The organism is Humibacillus xanthopallidus (genome assembly GCF_044793955.1).
In the GTDB taxonomy this organism is placed as follows: Bacteria; Actinomycetota; Actinomycetes; order Actinomycetales; family Dermatophilaceae; genus Humibacillus; species Humibacillus xanthopallidus_C.
Genome location: NZ_CP084995.1, coordinates 598,075 through 618,311 on the forward strand (window position 1 = coordinate 598,075; position 20,237 = coordinate 618,311).

Consider the following 20,237-nt stretch of genomic DNA (forward strand, 5'->3'; position numbering starts at 1 on the left):
AAACTCCCATGAGCACGCCAACGCGCATCACCCACCTCATCGGCGGCCAGTCGTGGACCGGCACGGCCGAGCGCACGTCACCCGTCTTCAACCCGGCCACCGGTGAGCAGACCGGCGTGCTCGACCTCGCGTCGGCGTCGCTCGTCGACGAGGTCGTCAAGGGCGCGGCCAGCGCCTGGGAGGAGTGGGCCGACGCCTCGCTCGCCAAGCGGACCGGAGTGCTCTTCGCCTTCCGCGAGCTGCTCAACGAGCGCAAGGGCGACATCGCCGCGCTCATCACGGCCGAGCACGGCAAGGTGCTCTCCGACGCGCTCGGCGAGGTGACCCGCGGCCTCGAGGTCGCCGAGTTCGCCTGTGGCATCCCGTCGCTCATGCGCGGCGGCTTCTCCGAGAACGCCTCGACCAACGTGGACGTCTACTCGATCCGCCAGCCGCTCGGCGTCGTCGCGGTCATCTCACCCTTCAACTTCCCGGCCATGGTGCCGATGTGGTTCATCCCCGTCGCCATAGCGACCGGCAACGCGGTCGTGCTCAAGCCCTCGGAGAAGGACCCGTCGGCTGCCCTCGCGATCGCGGCGCTCTGGAAGGAGGCCGGGCTGCCAGACGGCGTCATGCAGGTCGTCAACGGCGACAAGGAGGCCGTCGACGCCCTGCTCACGCACCCCGACGTCAAGTCGGTGTCGTTCGTCGGCTCGACCCCGATCGCGAAGTACGTCTACGAGACGGGCACGGCCCACGGCAAGCGGGTCCAGGCCCTCGGCGGCGCGAAGAACCACATGCTCGTGCTGCCCGACGCCGACCTCGACCTCGCCGCCGACGCCGCGGTCAACGCCGGCTTCGGCTCGGCGGGAGAGCGGTGCATGGCGATCTCGGCCCTCGTGGCCGTCGAGCCGATCGCCGACGAGCTGATCTCCAAGATCAAGGACCGCATGGGCAAGCTCGTCACCGGCGACGGCACGCGCGCCTGCGACATGGGCCCGCTCGTCACCTCGCAGCACCGCGACAAGGTGACGTCCTACCTCGACGCCGGCGTGTCCGAGGGTGCGACGCTCGTCGTCGACGGCCGCCAGGACACCTACGACTCGGACGGCGAGGGCTACTTCCTCGCGCCGACGCTCTTCGACAACGTCAAGCCGGGCATGTCGCTCTACGACGACGAGATCTTCGGCCCCGTGCTGTCGGTCGTGCGCGTGCACTCCTACGACGAGGGGCTGGCGCTCATCAACAGCAACCCCTATGGCAACGGCACGGCCATCTTCACCAACGATGGTGGAGCCGCCCGCAAGTTCCAGCGCAACGTCGAGGTCGGCATGGTCGGCGTCAACGTGCCGATCCCCGTGCCGGTCGCCTACTACTCCTTCGGCGGGTGGAAGAACTCGCTCTTCGGCGACACCCATGCGCACGGCATGGAGGGCGTCCACTTCTTCACCCGCGGCAAGGTCGTCACCTCGCGCTGGCTCGACCCCAGCCACGGCGGCCTCAACCTCGGCTTCCCCCAGAACGACTGAGCCCGCTCGGCCACGCGGCCCAGCCCACGCATACCCGCTCGGCCACACGGCCCAGCCCCACGCATACCCCCGCCTTTTCACCCTGACCCGAGAGGAACGACCGACGATGGCCGAGTCCAAGGCCCGCAACACCGATGCCCGCTACAGCAAGCTGACGATCGGTGTCTGTCCTGACCAGTGGGGTGTCTGGTTCCCGGACGACGACAAGCAGATCCATTGGGAGACAGCGCTCGACGAGATGGCCGAGGCGGGCTTCTCGGTGATGGAGACGGGCCCGTTCGGCTACTTCCCCAAGGACCCGAAGCGGCTCCAGAAGGAGATGGACAAGCGCGGCTTCCGCGTCGTCGCGGGCACCGGCTGGGGCATCCTGCACAAGCCGGAGGCGTGGGCCGACACGGAGAGGACCTTCCGCGAGATCGCGGCGACGCACGCTGCCGTCGGCGCGGAGTACATCGTGCACCTGCCCCCGATGTTCCGCGACGAGAAGACGTGGGAGTACACCGACGACCGCGTGCTCTCGACTGCAGCGTGGAACGCCTACATCGCCAACGCCGACAAGCTCGGGCGGATCATGAAGGAGGACTACGGCCTCAAGATGGTGCTGCATCCCCACGGTGACAGCCACATCGAGACGCCGGAGGACATAGACCGCGTCTTCCAGGCGACCGATCCCGACTACGTCGGCTTCTGCCTCGACACGGGGCACATCGTCTACGGCGGGGGCGACCCGGTCGAGCTGTGCCGCAAGTACCCCGAGCGCATCTCCTACGTCCACATCAAGGCGATGGACGAGGCCCTTGTCGAGCAGGCGCACGAGGAGGACTGGCCCTTCGGTCTCGCCGTCGCCAAGGGTTGCTCGGTCAAGCCGCCAGCCGGAGCACCCGACATGCCCCCGCTCATCGAGGCCCTCGCCGACCTCGACAAGGAGCTCTACGTGGTGTGCGAGCAGGACATGTATCCCTGCGACCCGTCCTACCCCCTGCCCAACGCCATCCAGACCCGCGAGTACCTCGCGTCCGTCGGCCTCGGCCAGCTCTGAGCCTGCTGGGCTCGAGCGTCCTGGCGGACCCTCAGCATCCTCATCACGAAGGAGTGACACCAATGACCGTGCGCATCGGCATGATCGGCCCCGGCGGCATGGGGCAGGCCCACATCGACCGCATCCACACCGTCATCGCGGGAGGGCGTGTCGTCGCCGTCTCCGACGTCGACGAGGTGCGGGCCAAGGAGGTCGCCGCGCGGAACGGTGCGACGGCCTACTCCGACTCGGCGAGCCTCATCGCGGCCGACGAGGTCGACGCCGTCATGATCTGCAGCTACGGCCCGGCCCACGAGGTCGACGTGCTCGCGTGCATCGCGGCCGGCAAGCCGGTCCTCTGCGAGAAGCCGCTGACGCCGACGGCCGCGGCGGCGCTGCGCATCATGGAGGCGGAGCAGGCCGGCGGGCGGCGTCTGGTGACAGTGGGATTCATGCGGCGCTTCGACCGGAGCTACCGCGAGATGAAGGCGTTGCTCGACTCCGGACAGCTCGGCGAGACCCTGATGGTCCACTGCGCACACCGCAACCCGACCGTGCCCGAGCACTACACGTGGGACATGGCGATCAACGACACGGCGATCCACGAGGTCGACACGATGCGCTGGCTCCTCGGCGAGGAGTTCGTGACGGCGCGCGTGGACAAGCCGAAGAAGACGTCGCTGCGCTTCGAGCACCTCCAGGACCCGCTCGTGCTCATCCTCGAGACCGAGTCGGGCGTGCGGGTCGACGACGAGATCTTCGTCAACTGCCAGTTCGGCTACGACATCCGCTGCGAGGCCGTGGCCGAGATGGGCACCGTGTCGTTGGGCGACCAGAACGCCATCGTCGTGCGAGACGGCGTCGGCGTGCGCAACGCCATCGCCCGCGACCACAACGACCGCTTCTGGGGCGCCTTCGTCACGGAGGTGCAGGAGTGGATCAACGGGGTCGCCGTGGGCGAGCACACCGGGTCGACGTCGTGGGACGGGTATGCCGCCGCGTGCGTCTGCGATGCCGGCGTCAGGGCGCTCACGAACGACGGTGTCGTCGCGGTCGAGATGATCGCGAAGCCTGCGTTCTACGCCTGATCTGTGTGGAGTCAGAGAGCGACGCCGGTCGGCCCTCGTCGGGGCCGGCCGGCGTCGCTCGTCGTCGAGCGGGAGGTCTGCAGCCGGAATGGTAGCGGGTCAGGCGGGGACCGAGAGCCCCTGCAGCCAGGCGTGCCAGGCCGGCTCCTCGCGCCGCACGTAGTCCGCCGCGTCGGCGGAGAAGAGGTAGGCCCGCACGCCCGCGGTCGCCGTGTCGTCACCTTCGCCGTAGGGGTAGGCAAAGATGCTGAGCATGCCGGGGACCGGCGCGGTGAGCCGGACCAGTGCCTGCCGCTCGCCGACGCGCTCGACCGTTCCGGTGGCGCCGCGCACCTCGACCGTCGAGCCCTCCTCGCCCAGCCCGAGCGCGTCGCGCAAGGTCGACCAGAGCGCCTCGGCGTCGCCGGTGAAGGACTCGGTGACCTCGAGCTGCGTGGCCTCCTGGCCGGGGAAGTGTGCGAGGTAGAGGCGCAGGTTGTCGAAGAACGGCATCCAGTTGACGCCCATGTCGTCCCAGAACTCCGACTCCCAGTCGGCGCCGGTGCCGAAGCCGCTGCTGGTGACGCGCACGACGCAGGTGCCGCCGGACTGCGCCTCGACGAGGAACTCCGAGGTGAGCGGGCTGAGGGCACCCGGGTCCTTGCCCATGAGGGCGGCCCAGTCCTCCTCGTAGACGATGCGGCGCGGCGGCTCCCAGCGGGTGACGCGGCCGTCCGAGCCCATCTCGGGGCCCATGCTGAAGTGCAGCTCGCCGCCCTCGCGCTCCTCCATCTCGGTCGGCAGGAACCAGGCGCTCATGCCCTTGGCCGTGGCGATGGCCTGCCAGACCTGCTCGGGGGTGCCCGGGACCTCGACGCTGAACTCCAGGCGGTAGGGGACGTTCGTTGACGTGCTCATGCGCTCTCCTCAGGAAGGGGGTGGGCGGCGACGAGCAGCCGGTGCGGGCGCCCGTCGTCGTGGTGGTAGCGAGCGGCCAGGTCCACCACGGCGGCGGTCAGGTCGTCCGCGAAGGCGGCTCGGTCGGCGGCCGACCGGAAGCCGATCTGCGTGTCGATGGTCAGTGTCGGCAGACGCTTGCCCGAGGCTCCTGCCCGGCGTGCGAGCGTGCCGACCTCGCGCACCAACCGGCCGGCCAGCGCGACGAGGTAGCCCGCCGACAGGTGGTCGGCGTTGGCGTCCGGGTCGGCCGCGGAGGCGCTGACGGCTGACGGCGACACGACGTAGGACGCCGCCGACGCCTGCAGCACCCGCTCGGTGATGCCCCCGTGGTGGCGCTCCTCCGACAGCTCCACCAGGCCGTGCGCCTCGAGCGCCTTGAGGTGGTAGTTGATCTTCTGGCGGGTGATGCCGACCCGCGTGGCGAGCCCGGCGGCGGAGGCCGGGACGGCCAGCTCGCCGAGCAGTCGGGCCCGGACCGGATCCAGTGCAGCGGCCGCAGCCTCCGCGCTCTCGATGACCTCGACGTCGTGCATGGCTCCACCGTGCACCTTGACAAACATTCTTGTCAAGGGCTGGGTGGGGACGATCGCTGGGCGCACCGGCACCGGTGCTGTGTCGCACGGCACGGGATCGGCCGTATCGGCACGCACACCCGACCGTGGGTCCTACATTGCAGTCATGGCTGACATCATTCTGGGCATCTTCGCGATCCTCGCCGGCGGCGTCATGCTCTTTGCCGGGCAGTTCGTGCTGCGGCTCGTGCTCCCGATCTGGGGCTTCTTTGCCGGATTCGCTTTTGGGGCAGGGCTCTTCGCGGAGCTCGCCAACGAGCGCTTCCTCGGCACGGTGCTCGGGTGGGTCACCGGGTTCGTCTTCGCCCTGATCTTCGCGGTGTTCGCCTACCTCTACTACGCGGTGGCGGTCATCATCGCCATGGCGGCGATCGGCTTCGCGATCGGCTCGGGCCTCGTCGTCGCGCTGGGGATCGACTGGAACTGGGTCGCCGTCCTCGTGGGCCTGGTGATCGGCGCGCTGCTGGGCCTCGTCTCGATCCTCAGCAACATGCCGATGATCGTGCTCGCCGTCTTCGGCTCGATCGCCGGTGCGGTCAGCGTGGTCGCCGGTCTGATGCTGCTGGTGGGCGCCCTGAACTCCGAGGACTTCATGCGAGGCGACTTCACCGACACGGTGCAGGCGAACTGGGGCTGGTCTCTGGCGCTCCTGGCCCTGGCGCTCATCGGGATCATCGCCCAGGCCCGGCAGCGGGAAGCGATGCGCCGCAGTGTCCACGAGACCTGGTACGTCGAGAGTCGCTGATCCACGACAGGGCTGGCCGGAGCGTGTCTTCGGGTTGTCCCGCCTCGCCCTCCCAAGCCCGGTGCGCGACGATCTGACGCCCTGATGGTCAGACCGGTTGGATAATCGGCCTGTGGGCGGCGATCGCGTGCCGAAGCAGGGTGAGGGACCCGGTGACTACGAGGGGTTCCTGCGCATGGTGCCCCTCTTTGCCGACCTCGACGCCGCCGACCTGACGCAGCTGTGCCAGATGGTGCAGGAGGTGGATCTGGCTGCGGGGGCGGTGCTCTTCCACGAGGGCGCCCTCGCCGACCGCGCGTTCGTGCTGCATCAGGGCGAGATCGAGATCGTCAAGGTCGTCGACGGGCATGAGGTCCACATCGACTCTCACGATGAGCCCGGGACGGTCATCGGCGAGATGGCACTGCTCGAGCAGACGACGCGTCTGGCCACGGTTCGCGCCACGCGCGACTCGCACCTGCTCGCTCTCGACCATGAGCAGGTCGTCTCGCTCCTGCACACCAGCCCGAGCGCCGCGAGAGTCATCCTGCACACGTTGACGCGGCGGTGGCGCTCCCTCGAGGCCCACGTCCACCACAACGAACGGATGGCCCAGCTGGGCACCCTGGCCGCGGGCATCGCCCACGAGCTCAACAACCCCGTGGCCGCAGTGGTCCGCGGAGCCGAGCAGCTGACCGAGTCCCTCGATCGATCGATGGCGGCGCGCCTCGAGCTCGAGCGCTCGGATCCGTCCGTCGCCCAGCAGTCGACGATGACGGCCCTGGCGGAGCAGATCGAGCAGGCGGGCCGCCAACCGGTGGGCACCGGCACGGGAACGGGAGCGCTGAGCCGCGCTGACCTCGAGGACGAGGTGGGGGCGTGGCTCGAGCGTCGCGGCATCGCCGACGCCTGGCAGGTGGCTCCCGGACTTGCTGCTCTGGGAATGGGGCCCGAAGGACTGGGCCGGCTGGCCGCGGACTTCGGGCCGCTCCGGATGCCGGCGCTCGTCCACTGGCTGGCGTCGGCCGTCACGGTGCGCTCGTTGCTCGTCGAGATCGGTCACGGGGCCACGCGCGTCTCCGAGACCGTGCAGGCCCTCAAGTCCTACGTGCACCTCGACCAGGCGATCGTCCAGAACGTCGACGTGCACCAGGGGCTCGACGACACGCTGCTGTTCCTGCGCCACCGGATGCCGCCCGGCATCCGGGTCGAACGCACCTACGCCGCAGACCTGCCTCGCGTCGGCAGCTATGCCAGCGAGCTCAACCAGGTCTGGACCAACCTCATCGACAACGCCGTCGACGCCGTGGCCGGCCACGGGACCATCCGGGTGCGCACGTCGCTGGACGATGGTCAGGTCGTCGTGGAGATCGAGGACGACGGAGCAGGGATCGCGCGCTCCGACCTGGCCCGCGTCTTCGACCCCTTCTTCACCACCAAGCCACCGGGACGCGGCGCCGGCCTCGGGCTGGTCACCTGCCACCACGTCATCGAGCGTCACCACGGCCGGATCACGGTCGAGTCGCGGCCCGGTCGAACGGTCTTCCGGGTGGAGCTGCCGGTCGGCCTCGACGTGCCGTCGACCGCGGTTCCACCCGACCGGTCTGCAAGCACGCCAGACGCGTAGGCGACGTGCTCGCGCGAGCCCGCAGGACGGCATACGGCGGCGTCTCGGTCGCGACTCCCGGTGCAGCGCGAAGGCTGGCGATGGCTGCGGGAGTGGCGTCAGGGCGCTCCGGGGCCTGCGCCCGGCGCAGGTTGATCGGGCGTCGGGGAGTGGCGCATCAGCCATGCATCGACCACCTGTTGTTGCTGTGTCGACGTGGGCCCGGTGAGCTCGAGGGTGTCGTTGCCCAGCGTGATGGAGACCGTGCGTGCCTTGTCGCGCTGGGTGAAGGCGTGGATCGCGGCGACGAGCGCGGGCAGCCCACCCGAGAGGGAGACGGCCAGCTGCGCCCACGGGAGGGCGTCGCCCTTGCTGCCGGGGGGCGCATCATCTGCCGTCGGCCGTCGCACGTCGAAGCCCGTGTCGTGCAGCTCGTGCCGCAGTTGCCCGGCGAGGTCATCGGCGTCGCCGACGTCCCCTCCCCGCGACGAGACCACGATCCGTGCCATCTGCTCGTCGGCCATGTCCGGGTCCTCCGCGTCTCCTGGTGATGCTCAGTCTGACGTCGGACGCCAGTGGCATCAATGGTTTTGGCTTTGCGCTCCCCCGCCGGTCAGGTGTCGCTGACCGTGACGGGGCACGGCACGTTGGACAGGTAGACGCTGGAGCGGGCACCGGCGTCCAGCTGTTGGGTCGGTTGCTGCCGCGTGACTGGAGCCGAGTCCAGGGTCGTTCCCGTGGCGGCGTCGTGAAGGACGAACAGGCATGGTTCGGTGACGAACCCAGCTTCGTCGACGTGGACGGTGACGGTGCCCGACGGGTTGAACGCCTCGGAGTCACCCCGGATGACGTGCAGCGGCAGGAGCCCATCGCCGGCGCCGTCTTCGGCGTCGACCTCGCAGCCGGTCTGGCTGGGCTCGAGCCGGAAGCGTCCCGTGGCCTGCATCTGCCACGTCGACAGGTTGTAGGCAGCGACTCGGGGGACGGTTGACGTGGTGTCGTGGTCGAGGTCGGTGATGGCGACGGTGCAGCCGTTGGGAGAGCTGGCATCGCTCGAGATGTAGAGGCGCCACGGGCCGCTGGCCTCGACGACGTTGCCCGTGTGGTTGAAGGCCGAGGTCCGGGAGGAGAAGACGTTGTAGGCCGAGACTGCTGCGATGGCGGCGAGGGCCAAGGCTCCGGCCACTGCGGCGATCCGCCGCCAGTGCTCGCGAAGGGTGGACCGCGTGGGGTGGACCTCGGGGAGCGCGCCGCGACTGTCGTGACGGGTGTCTTGGTCGTGCCTGCGCGGTGGCGCCTGACCGGTCGGCCCGGTCCGGGGCATCGGACCGCTTGCCGTCCCGGCAGTGGGGTTGCGGGCCAGGACGATGCCCCCTTCAGCCCCGTAGAGCCATCGCTGCGGTGTCTGTTGGGCGCCGGCCGCGCGCATCTCGCCGAAGGCGTAGGCGTACGCGTCGTCGACGGTGATCCAGCCGTCGTTGTCGCTGTCGGCGGCTCCGGTGCGGATCCCGGTCGCGAGGGCGCTGGTGAACACCGAGCCGGGCATCGCCGAGTGCGGCGTCGGGCTTCCCTCGAACGAGTACTCGGTGGCGCGCGACGCCGTGAGGATCACGCGGCCGCGGCCTTGGCCGAGGAACCGGTCGCCGAGCCCGAGGTCGCTGTCACCCTTCGAGCCGAAGGCGAAGGCTCCGGAGAAGCAGCAGTCCAGGATTATGACCTGGCGTCGTGCTCGGCACTCCTCGAGCTGGTCGAGCAGCCACCGGGCCTCGATGCCCGTGGCGGCGAGCCGGACATTGAGGGTGTCAGTGGCCGCGAAGTAGAGGCGGCGCCGGGCGTCCATGAGGCCGTGGCAGGAGAGATAGACCAGCGACAGGTCGCCTGGCTGCTGCCCGGAGAGGAACTCCTCGACGGCGATGCGGATCTCGTGGGCGCTGCCGTCCGTGACGGTGGTGACGAGGAAGTCGCCGAGCTCCGGGTCGCCGAGCACGGTCCCGAGGGCGGCCGCGTCAGCGGCCGGGGCGCGCAGCTGTCGAAGCGTCGGGTCCGCATAGCGCGAGACCGCGACGACGAGCGCCCTGCGGGTTTCGTCGCCCGGCGACTGTGTGCTGTCCTCGGCCATCGCTGCCTCCGCCGATCAGGTGCTGCGGCCATCCCCTGGGCTCGACCCACCGATGATGCGCGGTGTCAGACGGTGTGACTGCGAGGGCACGGGCGACGGCCGCCACCTGAACTCCTCAAAATCGTACGCTCGCCAGGATCGTGCGGTGGGGGGTTTGCTCCGGGCGGTCGGACGCGGGGAGGGGCGCGACCTCGTGCCACGAGCGGCAGCGCGAGTCGTTCCTTCCAATGGCATGCCCACGCCGTGGTTGACTCGTTGTGGAGCACCTCACCGAGGGAGCGAGGATGACATGGCGTCGATGACACAGAGGCTCTGGAAGGCTGGCAACGCCGTGGCCGTGTGGCTCTACCGGCGGACCGGCGGGAAGGTCGGTGGCAGGGCCAAGGGCGGCAGCAGCGTGCTCCTGCTCACCGTGGCGGGACGCAAGTCCGGGATGCTGCACACGGTGCCAGTGGCATACGTCGAGCGCGACGGCGCGTACTACCTCGCGGCGACCGCCGGTGGCCAGCCGAAGGAACCGCAGTGGGTGCGCAACCTGCGCGCGGCGTCGAGAGCGACCATCGAGGTCGGTCGCGAGCGAAGCACGGTGTCGGTCGAGGTGCTGGCGGGTGCCGAGACCGAAGCGGCGTGGAAGGACGTCATCGTCGCGACCTACCCCTCCTTCGCCCCGTACGAGGCGAAGTCGGGTCGCAAGATCGCGGTCGCGAAGCTGACTCCGACGGCGTGAGTCGCGCTGGCGATGCCCGGTGGCCGAGGGGATCATCGAAACATGGCCGCAGCGTCGGGTGGATCGGTGTCGATGGTCTTCACCGACATCGAGAGTTCGACGCAGTTGCTGCTGAGCCTTCGCGAGCGGTACGTGGAGGCTCTCGAGCTGCATCGCCGGGTTCTTCGTCGGGCGTGGACGGCATACGAGGGCAAGGAGATGGGAACCGAGGGCGATAGCTTCTTCGTCGTCTTCGACGATCCGTCAGCCGCCGTGCACGCGTGCCTGCAGGCCCAGCGTGAGCTGGCGACCCAAGAATGGCCTGCGCGCCGACCGGTACGTGTGCGGATGGGGGTGCACACCGGCAATCCGATGCCTCACGGGGACGGGTTCGTCGGGGCCGACGTGGATCTGGCCGCCCGTGTGTCGGCCGCGGCGCACGGTGGCCAGATCGTCCTCACCAGAGCGTCGTTCGAGCCGGTCGCGCCTCTACCCGAGGTGCGCGGTCGCGGCACCGACCTCGGTTGGCATCGGTTGCGGGGGTTCCCGGATCCTGTTCACCTCTACCAGCTGAGCGTTCCCGGGCAGAAGTCGCAGTTCCCCCCGCTGAAGACCCTCGGGGCGAGGGCCTCGCTGCCCGTTGACGCCGGGCCGCTGCTGGGGCGGGATGCCGACCTGGAGGCGTTGGCTGCCCTGATCTCGGAGCCCTTGACGTGTCTGACGCTGACCGGGCCGGGAGGTGTGGGCAAGACGCGGCTTGCGGTTGCACTGGCAGCCAGGGTGTCGATCGAGTTCCCTGACGGCGTCTTCTTTCTGCCGTTGGCCACCGTCGCCACTGCCGACGGGTTGTGGCGGGGCCTCATCGAGGCCCTGGGTGTTCCAGGCGAGCCGACGACAAGATCTGGCTTCCTCGAGCGGTTGGCACAACAACGGGCCCTTGTCGTGCTCGACAACCTCGAGCAGATCGTTGACGGTCCGGAGGCCGTGAGCGGTCTGCTTGCAGGGGCGCCCTCTCTTGGCGTGATCGCCACATCGCGCCGCCGACTCCACGTGCGCGGGGAACGCGAGTACGTCGTGGCGCCATTGGGCGTTCCCGCGGGCGACGATGCAGAGACGCTGAACGCCTCGCCGGCCGTTGAGCTCTTCTGCCAACACGCGAGAACGGCCCGTGCCGGGTTCACGCTCACTGATGAGAACGCGTCGGACGTTGCTGAGATCTGCCGTCGGTTGGACGGACTCCCTCTCGCGATAGAGATCGTCGCCCGGCGCAGCCGGGTCATGTCCTCGGGGGTGCTGCTCCGACAGGTGACCGATGCCTTGGATGTCGTCGACCCGCTTGTAGGCAGGCCCCTTCGGCAGCAGACGCTTCGCCGGGCCGTCGGGTGGAGCTACGACCTGCTCACGCCACGCGAGCAGGCGACCTTCCGTTGTCTTGCCGTCTTGGTCGCGGGCGGCTCGGTTGAGGCGTGCTCGGCGGTGGCCGGTGTCGACGATCCTCAGGATGTGTTCGCCGATGTCGAGTCGCTGGTGGAGGCCAGTCTGGTTCTCGTCGACGACGACGCCCTGGGCGAGCCGAGAGTGCACATGCTCCAGACCGTGCGCGCGTTCGCAGGCTCCTTGCTCGAGGGCAGCGGGGAGGCCGACGGGGCCAGACGGCGGCAGGCGGAGTACCTCCTCCGCCTGGCCACGGACTTCTGGTCCAGCAGGGGCACCCCCGACACGCCTGCGAAGCGCCAACGCCTGCAGATGGAGTCAGCCAACCTGCGCGCCACCCTCGCGTGGGCCCTCGATCCTGCCTCCGCCACGCGGTCTGCGCAGGACGCCCGACTCGGGGTTCGGCTCGCAGCGCATCTGGGCTCGTTCTGGTTCGGCATTGGGGCTTTTGCGGAGGGGCGCGCATGGCTGCTGCGTGCCCTTGACGTAGACACGGGGGAGCCCACACCCGAACGAGCGGCTCTCTTGTGCAGCGCATCCGAGTTCCTCGGCCCGGCCGACGACCAGCGTCGCCCTGCACTCGAGGAGGCGGTTGCGATCAGTTGCGCCCTGGGCGATCCGAGACTCGAGTCAGAGGCTCTGGCCGCACTGGCCCGGCAGGCCACCGATGCCCACGAGTTCGATCGAGCCGACCAGTTGGCCCGCGAGTCCGCCACGCTGGCCTCAGCCCATCGCGACTGGAACCGCCTCTGGGGTGCGCTCCAGGCGGAGACTTTTCTGGAGCTCGAACGAGGTGACTACTCGAAGGCCCTGGCCGTCCTGACGAGAGCGCGGACGGTCGCCGGGAATGCTGGCAACGAGCTGGGTTTCATTGTGGCGGAGGCATGGTCCGTCATGTGCCTCGCTTACCTGGATCGCGTCGCCGAGGCCACGGATCGGCTCGTCGACATGGTGCGTGCTGCGCCCGCCGTGGAGCAACCCTTGTGGATGCTCAACGTCCTGTGTGCGGGTGCGCATGTCTGCGCACTTCTGCACGATCACGCCCGGGCAGCGAGGCTGGCGGGCGCGTACTGGGCCGCATTGAAACGCGCGGGTGATGTCCTCGATGCGGATGCGGAGGAGGAGTGGCTCCGCGAGACCTCGCTAGCCACAGCCAGGACTGCGCTGGGGTCCCAGCGGTGGGCCGCCGCTGCCGCAGAAGGTGAACGACTCACCACCACGGACGCCTTGGCCGAGGCAGCCCTCGCCGGCACGGGCGACGCTGGCCGACACGGCAGAACGTGATTGACGTTTGCGTTGGTAAGGACGTCGGCTCGCCTGCACCTCGATGGCGTCAACCGGCCGTGCCGCCCGCCTGTGCCTCGAGACTGCGCACCCGTGAGACCAGGCCCTTGAGGAGCAGCAGGGCAGTGCGCGGGTGCTGATCGATGAGGTTGGTGAACGCGGCCGGTGAGAGCCGAAACGCACTCATGCCCTCAGGCCCGCTCGTGACGGTGGCCGTGCGGTCCGACCCGTCGATCAGAGACATCTCGCCGAAGTAGTCACCCCTCGACAGTGAACCGACGGCACGACCGTCGACATCGACGTCAGCCGAGCCGTCGATCAGCATCACCATGCCGGCGGCGCGGTCTCCCTGCTTGACGACCGGGACGCCGGGGCCGACCTTGACCGTGGAGCCGCGCGCGATCACCTCTTCGATCAGTTCGTCAGGCAACTCGCAGAAGAGCTCGACAGCGCACAGAGAGTCCTTCAGCGTCATGCTCGCCTCCAAACCGGGCCCGACACGGGCCCTTCCTACGGACGGTAGCCCTCTCGAGGGGGCGCTGAACGGCTTTCGATGAAGGTCGCGCACCTGACGAGGTGAAGCGAGCGGCTCACCGGATGGAGCCGAGGATCTTTCGCACGTGGTCTACCTCGCCGAGAGGCGCCCCCAGCTCGAGGTAGCGGCGGAGGTGGTCGCCGACCTCGCGCAGTGACTCGCGGTCGATCAGTGCCTTGATCGCCTGGGCCAGATGGAAGGACGTGCGTGCCTCGTCCGGACTTGCCTGATGCGCAGCCCGCAAGGCGGCGACTGACTCGTTGAGGTCGCCGCCCTGTTGGTAGAGGATCCGGCCCAGGTGGTAGCACGCCCAGGCACGCCACTCGTCGGCCATCGGGTCGGTCGTCGGGGCACGCCCGGTCGAGCCGGACCCGGTATCCGACAGGTTCCGAGCGGCGCGAAGCAGCGGAAGCGCCGAGGCGTGGTCGCCGAGCGCGTCGTGCGCGAGCCCGGCTTCGAGGTATGCGCGGGGCTCGGACTCGGATCGGGCCTCGGCTTCGGTCATCAGTTCCGTGGCGATCGTGAGGGTGGCGCGCGCTGGCCGAAGCTCGAGCTCGCGCAGCGCCGAGTCGGCGGACGCTGTTGCCGTGCGGTGCCGGAACGACGGTTCGGCAGCTGCCGGCCCGGCGACGGAGGCGCGTCCTCGCAGTCCGGTTCTCTGGATGATCCCTTGGTACGTCATCGGTTCGCGGGGGTGGCGCACGTGATGCTGCTGCTCGAGTGCGTTCTCCACACCGGTCGTCAGTCGTCCGCGCGGAGGACCGTGTGGTGTGGCCTGCAGCTCGAGGGAGGAGTTCTTGGACCGTCGGGGGGCCTTCGCGAGCACGGTGACCGCCCCGACGACCGGATCGTCCCCTGCGGAGGTGAGCAGACTGTCGGGGTAGTACTCAGCGGACGGGTTGGCGGTGCGCGAGCCTGGTGCCGGCGGCGCGAATCGGCCATCGGCGTCTCGGGTCGGCGGGGGAGCAGCCGGGCTGCCGGCGTCGATGATGGCGACGAGGTTCGGCGAGCTCGCCGCACGGGTTGCGAGCTCGGCCAGCGCGATCCAGGCGCTCGGGCTCGACCCGGGTACGGTTCCGGCGTCGGCGGTGAGCAGCGTCGGTCCGGAGGCCGCCCAGGAGCCGACACCGGCGAAGTGGAAGACGGCGAGCTGGTCGGCGCCGTGCTCAGCCAGCGCGCCGAACTCGGCAAGGATGCGCTCTCGAGTCGCATCCGCGTCGAGCAGGAGCACGATGTCGTCTGCCGCGACGAGGCCACAGCGCGCGAGCGTCGCGGCGAAGGACTCCGCGTCGGCACGGGCGCCCGAGGGAGCGGGGACTGCCGGGTCGCCGTACTCGTCGATGCCGACCACGAGGGCGCGCGCGCGACAGGCCGCGAGTTCGGCCACAGCGGCGGCGGCCTGTGCGAAGCCCTCGGGCCACTTCGACGGCAGGGCCGGGTTCTCGGAGAGCGACGCTGCCGTGTCGGCGACTCGGCCCAGTGCGAGGAGCGCGCGGGCTCGGTCGATCTCCAAGGCGGCGATGGAGCTTCCCAGTTGCCGCCGCGCCGCGTCGATCGACCTCAGTGCCTCGCCGGGTGCTCCGGCCCTGAGATCCTGCCGGGCCTGCGCCCACTTGCCGTGCCCGTATGCCGTCACCGCCGGACCCGCGACCTCGAGCTCGTGCGCCTTCGCGTCCGATGTCGAGCGGTCTCGCGCGAGCCACCACAGCCGCGGCGCGCCGACCGGAGGCGCGGGGGTGAGTGCCGCATTGGCGCCCAGGGCCACGAGGGCGGTGTCGAAGTCGCGCTCTCGGAGCCACTGACGGGCGTGCTTGGTGAAGTCCCGGACCGTCACCCCGGGGTGCAGCGGCCAGTTGTCGAGCAGGGACCTGGTGATGGCGCCGTACATGACGTCGCCGAAGGACACGTCGCTGACGTTGGCGGTGGACGTGAGGGTGACCCAGTCAGCCTGTCCGTTCATCCGTTCCCCGAATGCGGGGGTCACCTGACAGTCGAGGATCAGCAGGCGGGTCGCTCCGGCGATGCGTGCGATGAGCTTGGCCAGTTCCTCGCCGCTGATGCCGTCCCGCCAGGCGCCCTCCACCGCGTGGGTGTCGTACGTGATGAAGTAGGCGTCACCTGGATCGGTTCTGGCCGACGTGGCGTGGCCGCTGAAGGAGACGACGACGGTGTCGCCCGGAGCGGACCTCTCGGCAAGCCGGTTCAGCCCGGTCACGATCTCCGCGCGTGATGCATAGCGGTCTGTCAGCGTCATGACGTTGGACGACGGGAAGCCGAGCCTGTTGACCAGGTGGTCGGCCAGGGCCGCCACGTCGTTGCTGGGACCCCGCAGGTTTGCCGAGTCGGGCAGCGAGGCCACGGTCCCTGCCCCGATGAGCAGTGCATGGCTGGTGCCCGTGCTCACTTTCTCGAGGGCAGCGGCGTAATCACCCGCCCACCGCGCCTCCTCGTTCCCGGGCGACCCCGCGGCATACCGCCTCAAAGCGACTGCCGCCGCATCGGGAGCTCCGCTCTGAGCGAGGGCCACACCTCGAATCAGGTCGTTGGCAGGAGACTCTCCCGGGGCGGCCTGCGGGCCGAGAGCCACGACGGCCTCGGCCGCCCGTCCGGTCGCGAGGAGAGCCTCGGCCAGCAGCCCCTTGCCGGCGGGTAGGGGCGTCCCCGTCAGGGCCGCCAGGCCGTCGGCCACCGCTGTCTCGCGCGCGGCGCAGGCGAAGGCCGCTGGGTCATCGGTGAGCCAGCCCAGCTCGATGAGGTGGCGGGCCAGCGAGAGATGCCGCTGCGTGTCGAGGTCACCGGTGACGGCCATGGGGAGGTTGCGGTCGAATGGCGACGCGCCGACGCTGGGATGCTGCTGACCCTCCGTGTCAGCCCGGACGCGTTCGCGGACGTACTCGAACAACTCGCCCACGCTCACGATGCCGTCGCGTTCTCGTCCCCCGAACCCATCGGCGGCACCGCGCATGCCCTCGAGCAGATGCCAGGTGAAGACCCCGTGGCCGCCGCCCCACCGACCGTCCTCCTGTGAGGATTCCGCGGACTCGCAGGACGTGAGCAGCGCCACTCCTGGCTTCGAGTCCGCGAGCCGGTTCAGATACCTGTTGGTCGCCTCGGCGCTGGCGACGGATCGTCGTCCGGCGCCGCCCAGGTCGCCGCTGTGGCAGGTGTCCGCGATGACGACGACCCGCTCGGACAGGAGCGAGCCCCGCAGGGCGCCGTCGATCTCGTCCATGGGGACGGCCGTGCCGGCGATGTCCGCGTACTCCGTGTCGTGGGTCAGCAGATACAACGGTCCGGTCGGGCGGCGCGGGTCGGGCCCACCGTGGCAGGCCAGATAGATCAGAACGAGGTCCTCCGTGGCGGGACGCGTGAGGAAGCTCCTCAGCGCGCGGGTGACCTCTCTGGATGTCGCACGGCGGTCCGTCAGGAGCAGCACGTTCTCGTCGGGAAAGGCACCACCGTTAGGCGTCTTGATCAGGGCTGCCAGATCTTCGGCGTCCTGGGCTGCATAGCGCAGGTTGAGACGTGGGTCGTGATATTCGGACACGCCGATGACCACGGCCCATCGTGAGCCCGCGGGCGGCAACTGCACCGCGACCGGCCGGGCCCTGCGCAGCCCCCGTTGGTCATCGCCCACGCACCCAGTGTCCCGGCGTGCGGGGCGTTACGTGCGGAAAGCGCGGTTCCCGCAGTCGTCCGACTTTCGCTCATGTATCCGATGGCGCTCGCCGGCGAGGTGAGGCCGGCGCTGCGCGGCGTACCGATGGCGTCGGCCGTTGGACCAGCGGCGCCATCCCGACGAACGACCCACTGGGCACGGTTTTCGAACGAGAAGACTGCACATAGTCATTGGTCCAGTCGGTGCCTCAGCTTCTGGGGTGCGCAGAACCGGTAGCTCTCGGTCACCAGCTCGGCGACCTCGTCCCAGCCGGTGTCGTCGTCGAGCACCATGCCGACGACGGTGGGCGACCACGGCGGCTGGTAGAACGGCGGCCCGGCGTTGGCCAGAGCCAACAGCTCGTCTCCGGACGACCGGAAGGTCAGCACCGTGGTTGGTTCGGTCACCCCGGTCAGGTCGCGGTACGCCGAGGTGTAACCCTCTTGGGCGACCAGGACGTGGGCGAAGGTCTTGTTCCGGACCCTCCACCGCACTCCGGTCCAAGCGTCCTCCTCGTACGCGTCCGGCAATGCCAGGGCAGTGGATGCGATCCGCGCGACGACGTCGCCGGAGGGCTCGATCCGCGGCGGCCTTGACATGCCCCGAGTCTGCCAGCGCATGCGACGGTGGTCGCAGGAATGCTCGGCTGAGCAGCGCGGTCCCGGCAGGAACGCGGCGGCCTTGTGGCCGCGCGGCCGGCGCCTGGATGGCCCGGGGGTGGATCAGACCTCGTCGTTGGCGACGGTCTCGATCCAGTCGACCGCGTCGTCGGTCAGCTGTGTCTCGCCCTCCGCAGAGGGGCCCGTCCACCACTGCGCGTTCCGTTCGCCTCCGGTGATGCGGAGGATCTCCGTGATGAGGTCGTCCGGGAGGGGCTCCCCGTTGTGCTCCACGAGCCACGAGCGACTGGAGTTGCTCAGGAGCGGCCAAATCTGCGGGAAGTCCATGAGGCCATGATGGCGCGGAGGTGACCGATGGGTCGGCCTATCGCACCATGCGTATCTCAACCAGCCCGTCGAGATGTGGATCGACCTGCTCGGTCCCGTCGGACGTGAATCCGTTCTTCTCGTAGAACCGTCGAGCCCGCGCGTTCTCCTTGGCCACCCACAGTTGGGCGGGCCGCTGGCTGAGAGCCTGGTCAAGGAGAGCTTGACCGACACCGTGGCCGTAACAGGTGGACAGCACGTAGAGCGCGTACAGCTGCTCATCGCGCTCCGGCGGGTGCCCTTGGTGGTCGGCGGCCGGACCGTGCGCGACAAACCCCACGATTCGGCCTTTGCGCCGGGCGACTCGGAACCGCTCCGCGGCAGCCTCCTCTGAGAGCAGACCCGACCACATCACCTGCCGACTCTCGCGTGCGGCGTCATCGTAGAAGTGCTCTGGGAGCAGCTCTCTGTAGGCTTCCCGCCACGCCTGAACGTGGACGGCGGCCAGTTCCTCAGCGTCAGCGAGGTGCGGCACCACCACCTCAAAATCTGTCGACACGGCCACTCACATCCTCACCGGTGACTCACGAGATGCGTCGCTCCGACAGTGAAGAACAGTATCCCCAGTTCCGCACCGGATGGATGCCGAGGGGACCGTATCGCGGGAGGTGTGACGCACCTCGTCGACGTACTCATCGCGGCATGAACATGCGTGAGGCGACCCAGGCTGCGCTCCGTCCTGGCGGCTACTCAGTCCAACCAGGTCCGCAGAGCGCTCGAGCTTCCGACGTACGCGACGAGCAGCACCGTCGACAACGCGATGGTGCTCCAATGCAAACGCCGGGCCCGCACCGTCAGGGTCGATCTGCGAACCCGAAGCACCGAGCCACTGACGAATGCCGCCAGCCCAGCGGCCACCGGAGCGAGGAAGGCGCCGACCAGGAACCCCAGCGACCATAGGCCTTCGAGCGCGGCAGGGACTTCCACCCGGTCCCCGTGGATCGGCACTGCAACGAACGCCAGGAAGGCCAGGCTGCACACCGTGGCGACGGCGCAGGCGAGCACCGCGTCGCGCTCTGCCTGTCGCGGTGTCAAAGCCTGCTCGCCGGGCATGGCACCAGCGTGGCACCCGGGGTCGAGGTCTGACCAGCCCGGATGGCGCACAAGGAAGTGCGCTGAGGACTGCCTTCTCTGGTCGCGTTGGACGAGAGCGACGAGCACTCGTGAGTCGAGCCGCCCATTCCCTCTCTCATGTCGCTCGACGCGTCCCTGCTCGCACGGCTCAGGCCAACCAGCCACCACCTTCTGACGCGCACCGCAAAGGCACACCCCGGAGCCTGGTCGGTTCGGGACCCTCGGAGCGTGCTCCCGGTGTGGGTCCGGAACCCGGTGACGAGGTCTGGCTACAGTCACGTGTGGCTACCTTCGTTCTCATCCCGGGCGCCGGTGGGTCGGCGTGGGTCTGGAGTCGAGTCACCAGGCTCCTGCTCGAGGCCGGCCACGAAGCGATCGCGGTCGATCTGCCCGGCGACGACGAAGCCGCCGGGCTGCCTCGCTACACCGAGCTGGTGGTAGACGCGATCGGTTCACGCTCCGAGGTCGTGCTCGTTGCAGGGTCGCTCGGAGGCTTCACCGCGCCCATGGTGTGCGAGCGGGTGCCCGTGCGCGAGTTGGTGCTGGTCAACGCGATGATCCCTGATCCTGGTGAGAGGGCACGCGACTGGTGGGCCCACACCGGTGCAGTCGAAGCCCAGGAAGCGGCAGCCCAAGCGGGTGGCTACGGTCCCTTCGATGTGACGACCTACTTTCTATACGACGTCGACGCCGATGTCACGGCCGAGGGCGAGTCGTATCAGCGCGCGGAGGCCGACGCCGTCTTCGAGTCGGTGTGTGACTTCACGGCGTGGCCGGCAATCACGATCCGCGTCCTGGCGGGCGCTGACGATCGCTTCTTCCCGGTCGGCCTGCAGCGCCGTGTGGCTCGTGAGCGGCTCGGCGTCGAGGCCGACGTGCTTCCGGGTGGGCACCTGCTGCCCCTCGTGAAGCCGCGGCTGGTGGCCGACTACTTGCTGCGGATGACCCGCTTGGGCGAGGCCTGCTAAGTCGTTCCCCGTGTCTCT

At 69.4% G+C, this 20,237-nt stretch carries 18 protein-coding genes; 8 read left to right on the plus strand and 10 right to left on the minus strand.

Translation table 11 applies throughout. The annotated features are described in order from the left end of the window. The first annotated feature begins 8 nt into the window (after positions 1 to 8). From LG278_RS02730 to LG278_RS02740, 3 genes are all read left to right on the plus strand, one after another. Complete coding sequence (locus LG278_RS02730) at positions 9 to 1,508, plus strand: CoA-acylating methylmalonate-semialdehyde dehydrogenase (RefSeq protein WP_404390691.1); 1,500 nt, start codon at positions 9 to 11, stop codon at positions 1,506 to 1,508. Between the two features lie 106 nt (positions 1,509 to 1,614). Then, on the plus strand, positions 1,615 to 2,547 hold the full coding sequence (locus LG278_RS02735) for a TIM barrel protein (RefSeq protein WP_404390693.1): 933 nt from the start codon (positions 1,615 to 1,617) through the stop codon (positions 2,545 to 2,547). A 62-nt stretch (positions 2,548 to 2,609) separates the two neighbouring features. Then, entirely contained in the window at positions 2,610 to 3,614 is a 1,005-nt protein-coding gene (locus LG278_RS02740) for a Gfo/Idh/MocA family protein (RefSeq protein WP_404390695.1), read from the plus strand. A gap of 99 nt (positions 3,615 to 3,713) precedes the next feature. Here LG278_RS02740 and LG278_RS02745 read toward each other — a convergent pair whose 3' ends face one another. Together LG278_RS02745 and LG278_RS02750 are read right to left on the minus strand one after the other, a co-directional pair. Next, entirely contained in the window at positions 3,714 to 4,511 is a 798-nt protein-coding gene (locus LG278_RS02745; protein ID WP_404390697.1) for an SRPBCC domain-containing protein, read from the minus strand. Further along, a complete protein-coding gene (locus LG278_RS02750; protein ID WP_404390699.1) occupies positions 4,508 to 5,086 on the minus strand; it encodes an ArsR/SmtB family transcription factor in 579 nt (192 codons plus the stop codon). The genes LG278_RS02745 and LG278_RS02750 overlap by 4 nt, the downstream gene beginning before the upstream one ends. A gap of 145 nt (positions 5,087 to 5,231) precedes the next feature. Between LG278_RS02750 and LG278_RS02755 the strand changes: the two genes are divergently transcribed. Then, a complete protein-coding gene (locus LG278_RS02755) occupies positions 5,232 to 5,870 on the plus strand; it encodes a DUF4203 domain-containing protein (RefSeq protein ID WP_404390701.1) in 639 nt (212 codons plus the stop codon). Between the two features lie 112 nt (positions 5,871 to 5,982). Beyond that, positions 5,983 to 7,476 carry a sensor histidine kinase gene (locus LG278_RS02760; RefSeq protein WP_404390703.1) on the plus strand — a complete coding sequence of 498 codons (1,494 nt, stop codon included), beginning with the start codon at positions 5,983 to 5,985 and terminating at the stop codon, positions 7,474 to 7,476. A 98-nt stretch (positions 7,477 to 7,574) separates the two neighbouring features. Here LG278_RS02760 and LG278_RS02765 read toward each other — a convergent pair whose 3' ends face one another. After that, complete coding sequence (locus LG278_RS02765) at positions 7,575 to 7,979, minus strand: hypothetical protein (protein WP_404390705.1); 405 nt, start codon at positions 7,977 to 7,979, stop codon at positions 7,575 to 7,577. Between the two features lie 89 nt (positions 7,980 to 8,068). Continuing rightward, positions 8,069 to 9,574 (minus strand): caspase domain-containing protein, encoded by a 1,506-nt coding sequence (locus tag LG278_RS02770; protein WP_404390707.1) that lies wholly within the window; start codon positions 9,572 to 9,574, stop codon positions 8,069 to 8,071. 298 nt (positions 9,575 to 9,872) lie between these two features. Between LG278_RS02770 and LG278_RS02775 the strand changes: the two genes are divergently transcribed. Both LG278_RS02775 and LG278_RS02780 read left to right on the plus strand, forming a co-directional pair. Next, positions 9,873 to 10,301 carry a nitroreductase/quinone reductase family protein gene (locus LG278_RS02775; RefSeq protein ID WP_404390709.1) on the plus strand — a complete coding sequence of 143 codons (429 nt, stop codon included), beginning with the start codon at positions 9,873 to 9,875 and terminating at the stop codon, positions 10,299 to 10,301. Between the two features lie 42 nt (positions 10,302 to 10,343). Next, on the plus strand, positions 10,344 to 12,998 hold the full coding sequence (locus LG278_RS02780) for an ATP-binding protein (RefSeq protein WP_404390711.1): 2,655 nt from the start codon (positions 10,344 to 10,346) through the stop codon (positions 12,996 to 12,998). A 49-nt stretch (positions 12,999 to 13,047) separates the two neighbouring features. Here LG278_RS02780 and LG278_RS02785 read toward each other — a convergent pair whose 3' ends face one another. The 6 genes from LG278_RS02785 to LG278_RS02810 all read right to left on the minus strand — a co-directional run bounded on the left by LG278_RS02785 (position 13,048) and on the right by LG278_RS02810 (position 19,230). Next, positions 13,048 to 13,473: a Crp/Fnr family transcriptional regulator gene (locus LG278_RS02785; RefSeq protein WP_404390713.1), complete on the minus strand. Its 426-nt coding sequence runs from the start codon at positions 13,471 to 13,473 to the stop codon at positions 13,048 to 13,050. A 115-nt stretch (positions 13,474 to 13,588) separates the two neighbouring features. Next, on the minus strand, positions 13,589 to 17,170 hold the full coding sequence (locus tag LG278_RS02790) for a caspase family protein (RefSeq protein ID WP_404390715.1): 3,582 nt from the start codon (positions 17,168 to 17,170) through the stop codon (positions 13,589 to 13,591). 209 nt (positions 17,171 to 17,379) lie between these two features. Next, entirely contained in the window at positions 17,380 to 17,790 is a 411-nt protein-coding gene (locus tag LG278_RS02795; RefSeq protein ID WP_404390717.1) for an MmcQ/YjbR family DNA-binding protein, read from the minus strand. A gap of 123 nt (positions 17,791 to 17,913) precedes the next feature. Continuing rightward, positions 17,914 to 18,138, minus strand: a complete 225-nt coding sequence (locus LG278_RS02800) for a hypothetical protein (protein WP_404390719.1) — start codon at positions 18,136 to 18,138, stop codon at positions 17,914 to 17,916. Positions 18,139 to 18,175: 37 nt separating this feature from the next. Beyond that, positions 18,176 to 18,682 (minus strand): GNAT family N-acetyltransferase, encoded by a 507-nt coding sequence (locus tag LG278_RS02805; protein ID WP_404390721.1) that lies wholly within the window; start codon positions 18,680 to 18,682, stop codon positions 18,176 to 18,178. 185 nt (positions 18,683 to 18,867) lie between these two features. Then, positions 18,868 to 19,230 (minus strand): hypothetical protein, encoded by a 363-nt coding sequence (locus LG278_RS02810; protein ID WP_404390723.1) that lies wholly within the window; start codon positions 19,228 to 19,230, stop codon positions 18,868 to 18,870. Positions 19,231 to 19,490: 260 nt separating this feature from the next. Between LG278_RS02810 and LG278_RS02815 the strand changes: the two genes are divergently transcribed. Continuing rightward, positions 19,491 to 20,219 carry an alpha/beta fold hydrolase gene (locus LG278_RS02815; RefSeq protein WP_404390725.1) on the plus strand — a complete coding sequence of 243 codons (729 nt, stop codon included), beginning with the start codon at positions 19,491 to 19,493 and terminating at the stop codon, positions 20,217 to 20,219. Positions 20,220 to 20,237: the final 18 nt, after the last annotated feature.

What these genes read in the sequence shown, in the direction of transcription:
- LG278_RS02755 (WP_404390701.1), top strand. Translation starts at nt 5,232, where the DNA reads ATGGCTGACATCATTCTGGGCATCTTCGCGATCCTCGCCGGCGGCGTC.
- LG278_RS02800 (WP_404390719.1), bottom strand. Translation starts at nt 18,138, where the DNA reads ATGGACTTCCCGCAGATTTGGCCGCTCCTGAGCAACTCCAGTCGCTCG.
- LG278_RS02740 (WP_404390695.1), top strand. Translation starts at nt 2,610, where the DNA reads ATGACCGTGCGCATCGGCATGATCGGCCCCGGCGGCATGGGGCAGGCC.
- LG278_RS02730 (WP_404390691.1), top strand. Translation starts at nt 9, where the DNA reads ATGAGCACGCCAACGCGCATCACCCACCTCATCGGCGGCCAGTCGTGG.
- LG278_RS02795 (WP_404390717.1), bottom strand. Translation starts at nt 17,790, where the DNA reads ATGTCAAGGCCGCCGCGGATCGAGCCCTCCGGCGACGTCGTCGCGCGG.
- LG278_RS02770 (WP_404390707.1), bottom strand. Translation starts at nt 9,574, where the DNA reads ATGGCCGAGGACAGCACACAGTCGCCGGGCGACGAAACCCGCAGGGCG.
- LG278_RS02765 (WP_404390705.1), bottom strand. Translation starts at nt 7,979, where the DNA reads ATGGCCGACGAGCAGATGGCACGGATCGTGGTCTCGTCGCGGGGAGGG.
- LG278_RS02775 (WP_404390709.1), top strand. Translation starts at nt 9,873, where the DNA reads ATGACACAGAGGCTCTGGAAGGCTGGCAACGCCGTGGCCGTGTGGCTC.
- LG278_RS02750 (WP_404390699.1), bottom strand. Translation starts at nt 5,086, where the DNA reads ATGCACGACGTCGAGGTCATCGAGAGCGCGGAGGCTGCGGCCGCTGCA.
- LG278_RS02785 (WP_404390713.1), bottom strand. Translation starts at nt 13,473, where the DNA reads ATGACGCTGAAGGACTCTCTGTGCGCTGTCGAGCTCTTCTGCGAGTTG.
- LG278_RS02745 (WP_404390697.1), bottom strand. Translation starts at nt 4,511, where the DNA reads ATGAGCACGTCAACGAACGTCCCCTACCGCCTGGAGTTCAGCGTCGAG.
- LG278_RS02780 (WP_404390711.1), top strand. Translation starts at nt 10,344, where the DNA reads ATGGCCGCAGCGTCGGGTGGATCGGTGTCGATGGTCTTCACCGACATC.
- LG278_RS02735 (WP_404390693.1), top strand. Translation starts at nt 1,615, where the DNA reads ATGGCCGAGTCCAAGGCCCGCAACACCGATGCCCGCTACAGCAAGCTG.
- LG278_RS02810 (WP_404390723.1), bottom strand. Translation starts at nt 19,230, where the DNA reads ATGCCCGGCGAGCAGGCTTTGACACCGCGACAGGCAGAGCGCGACGCG.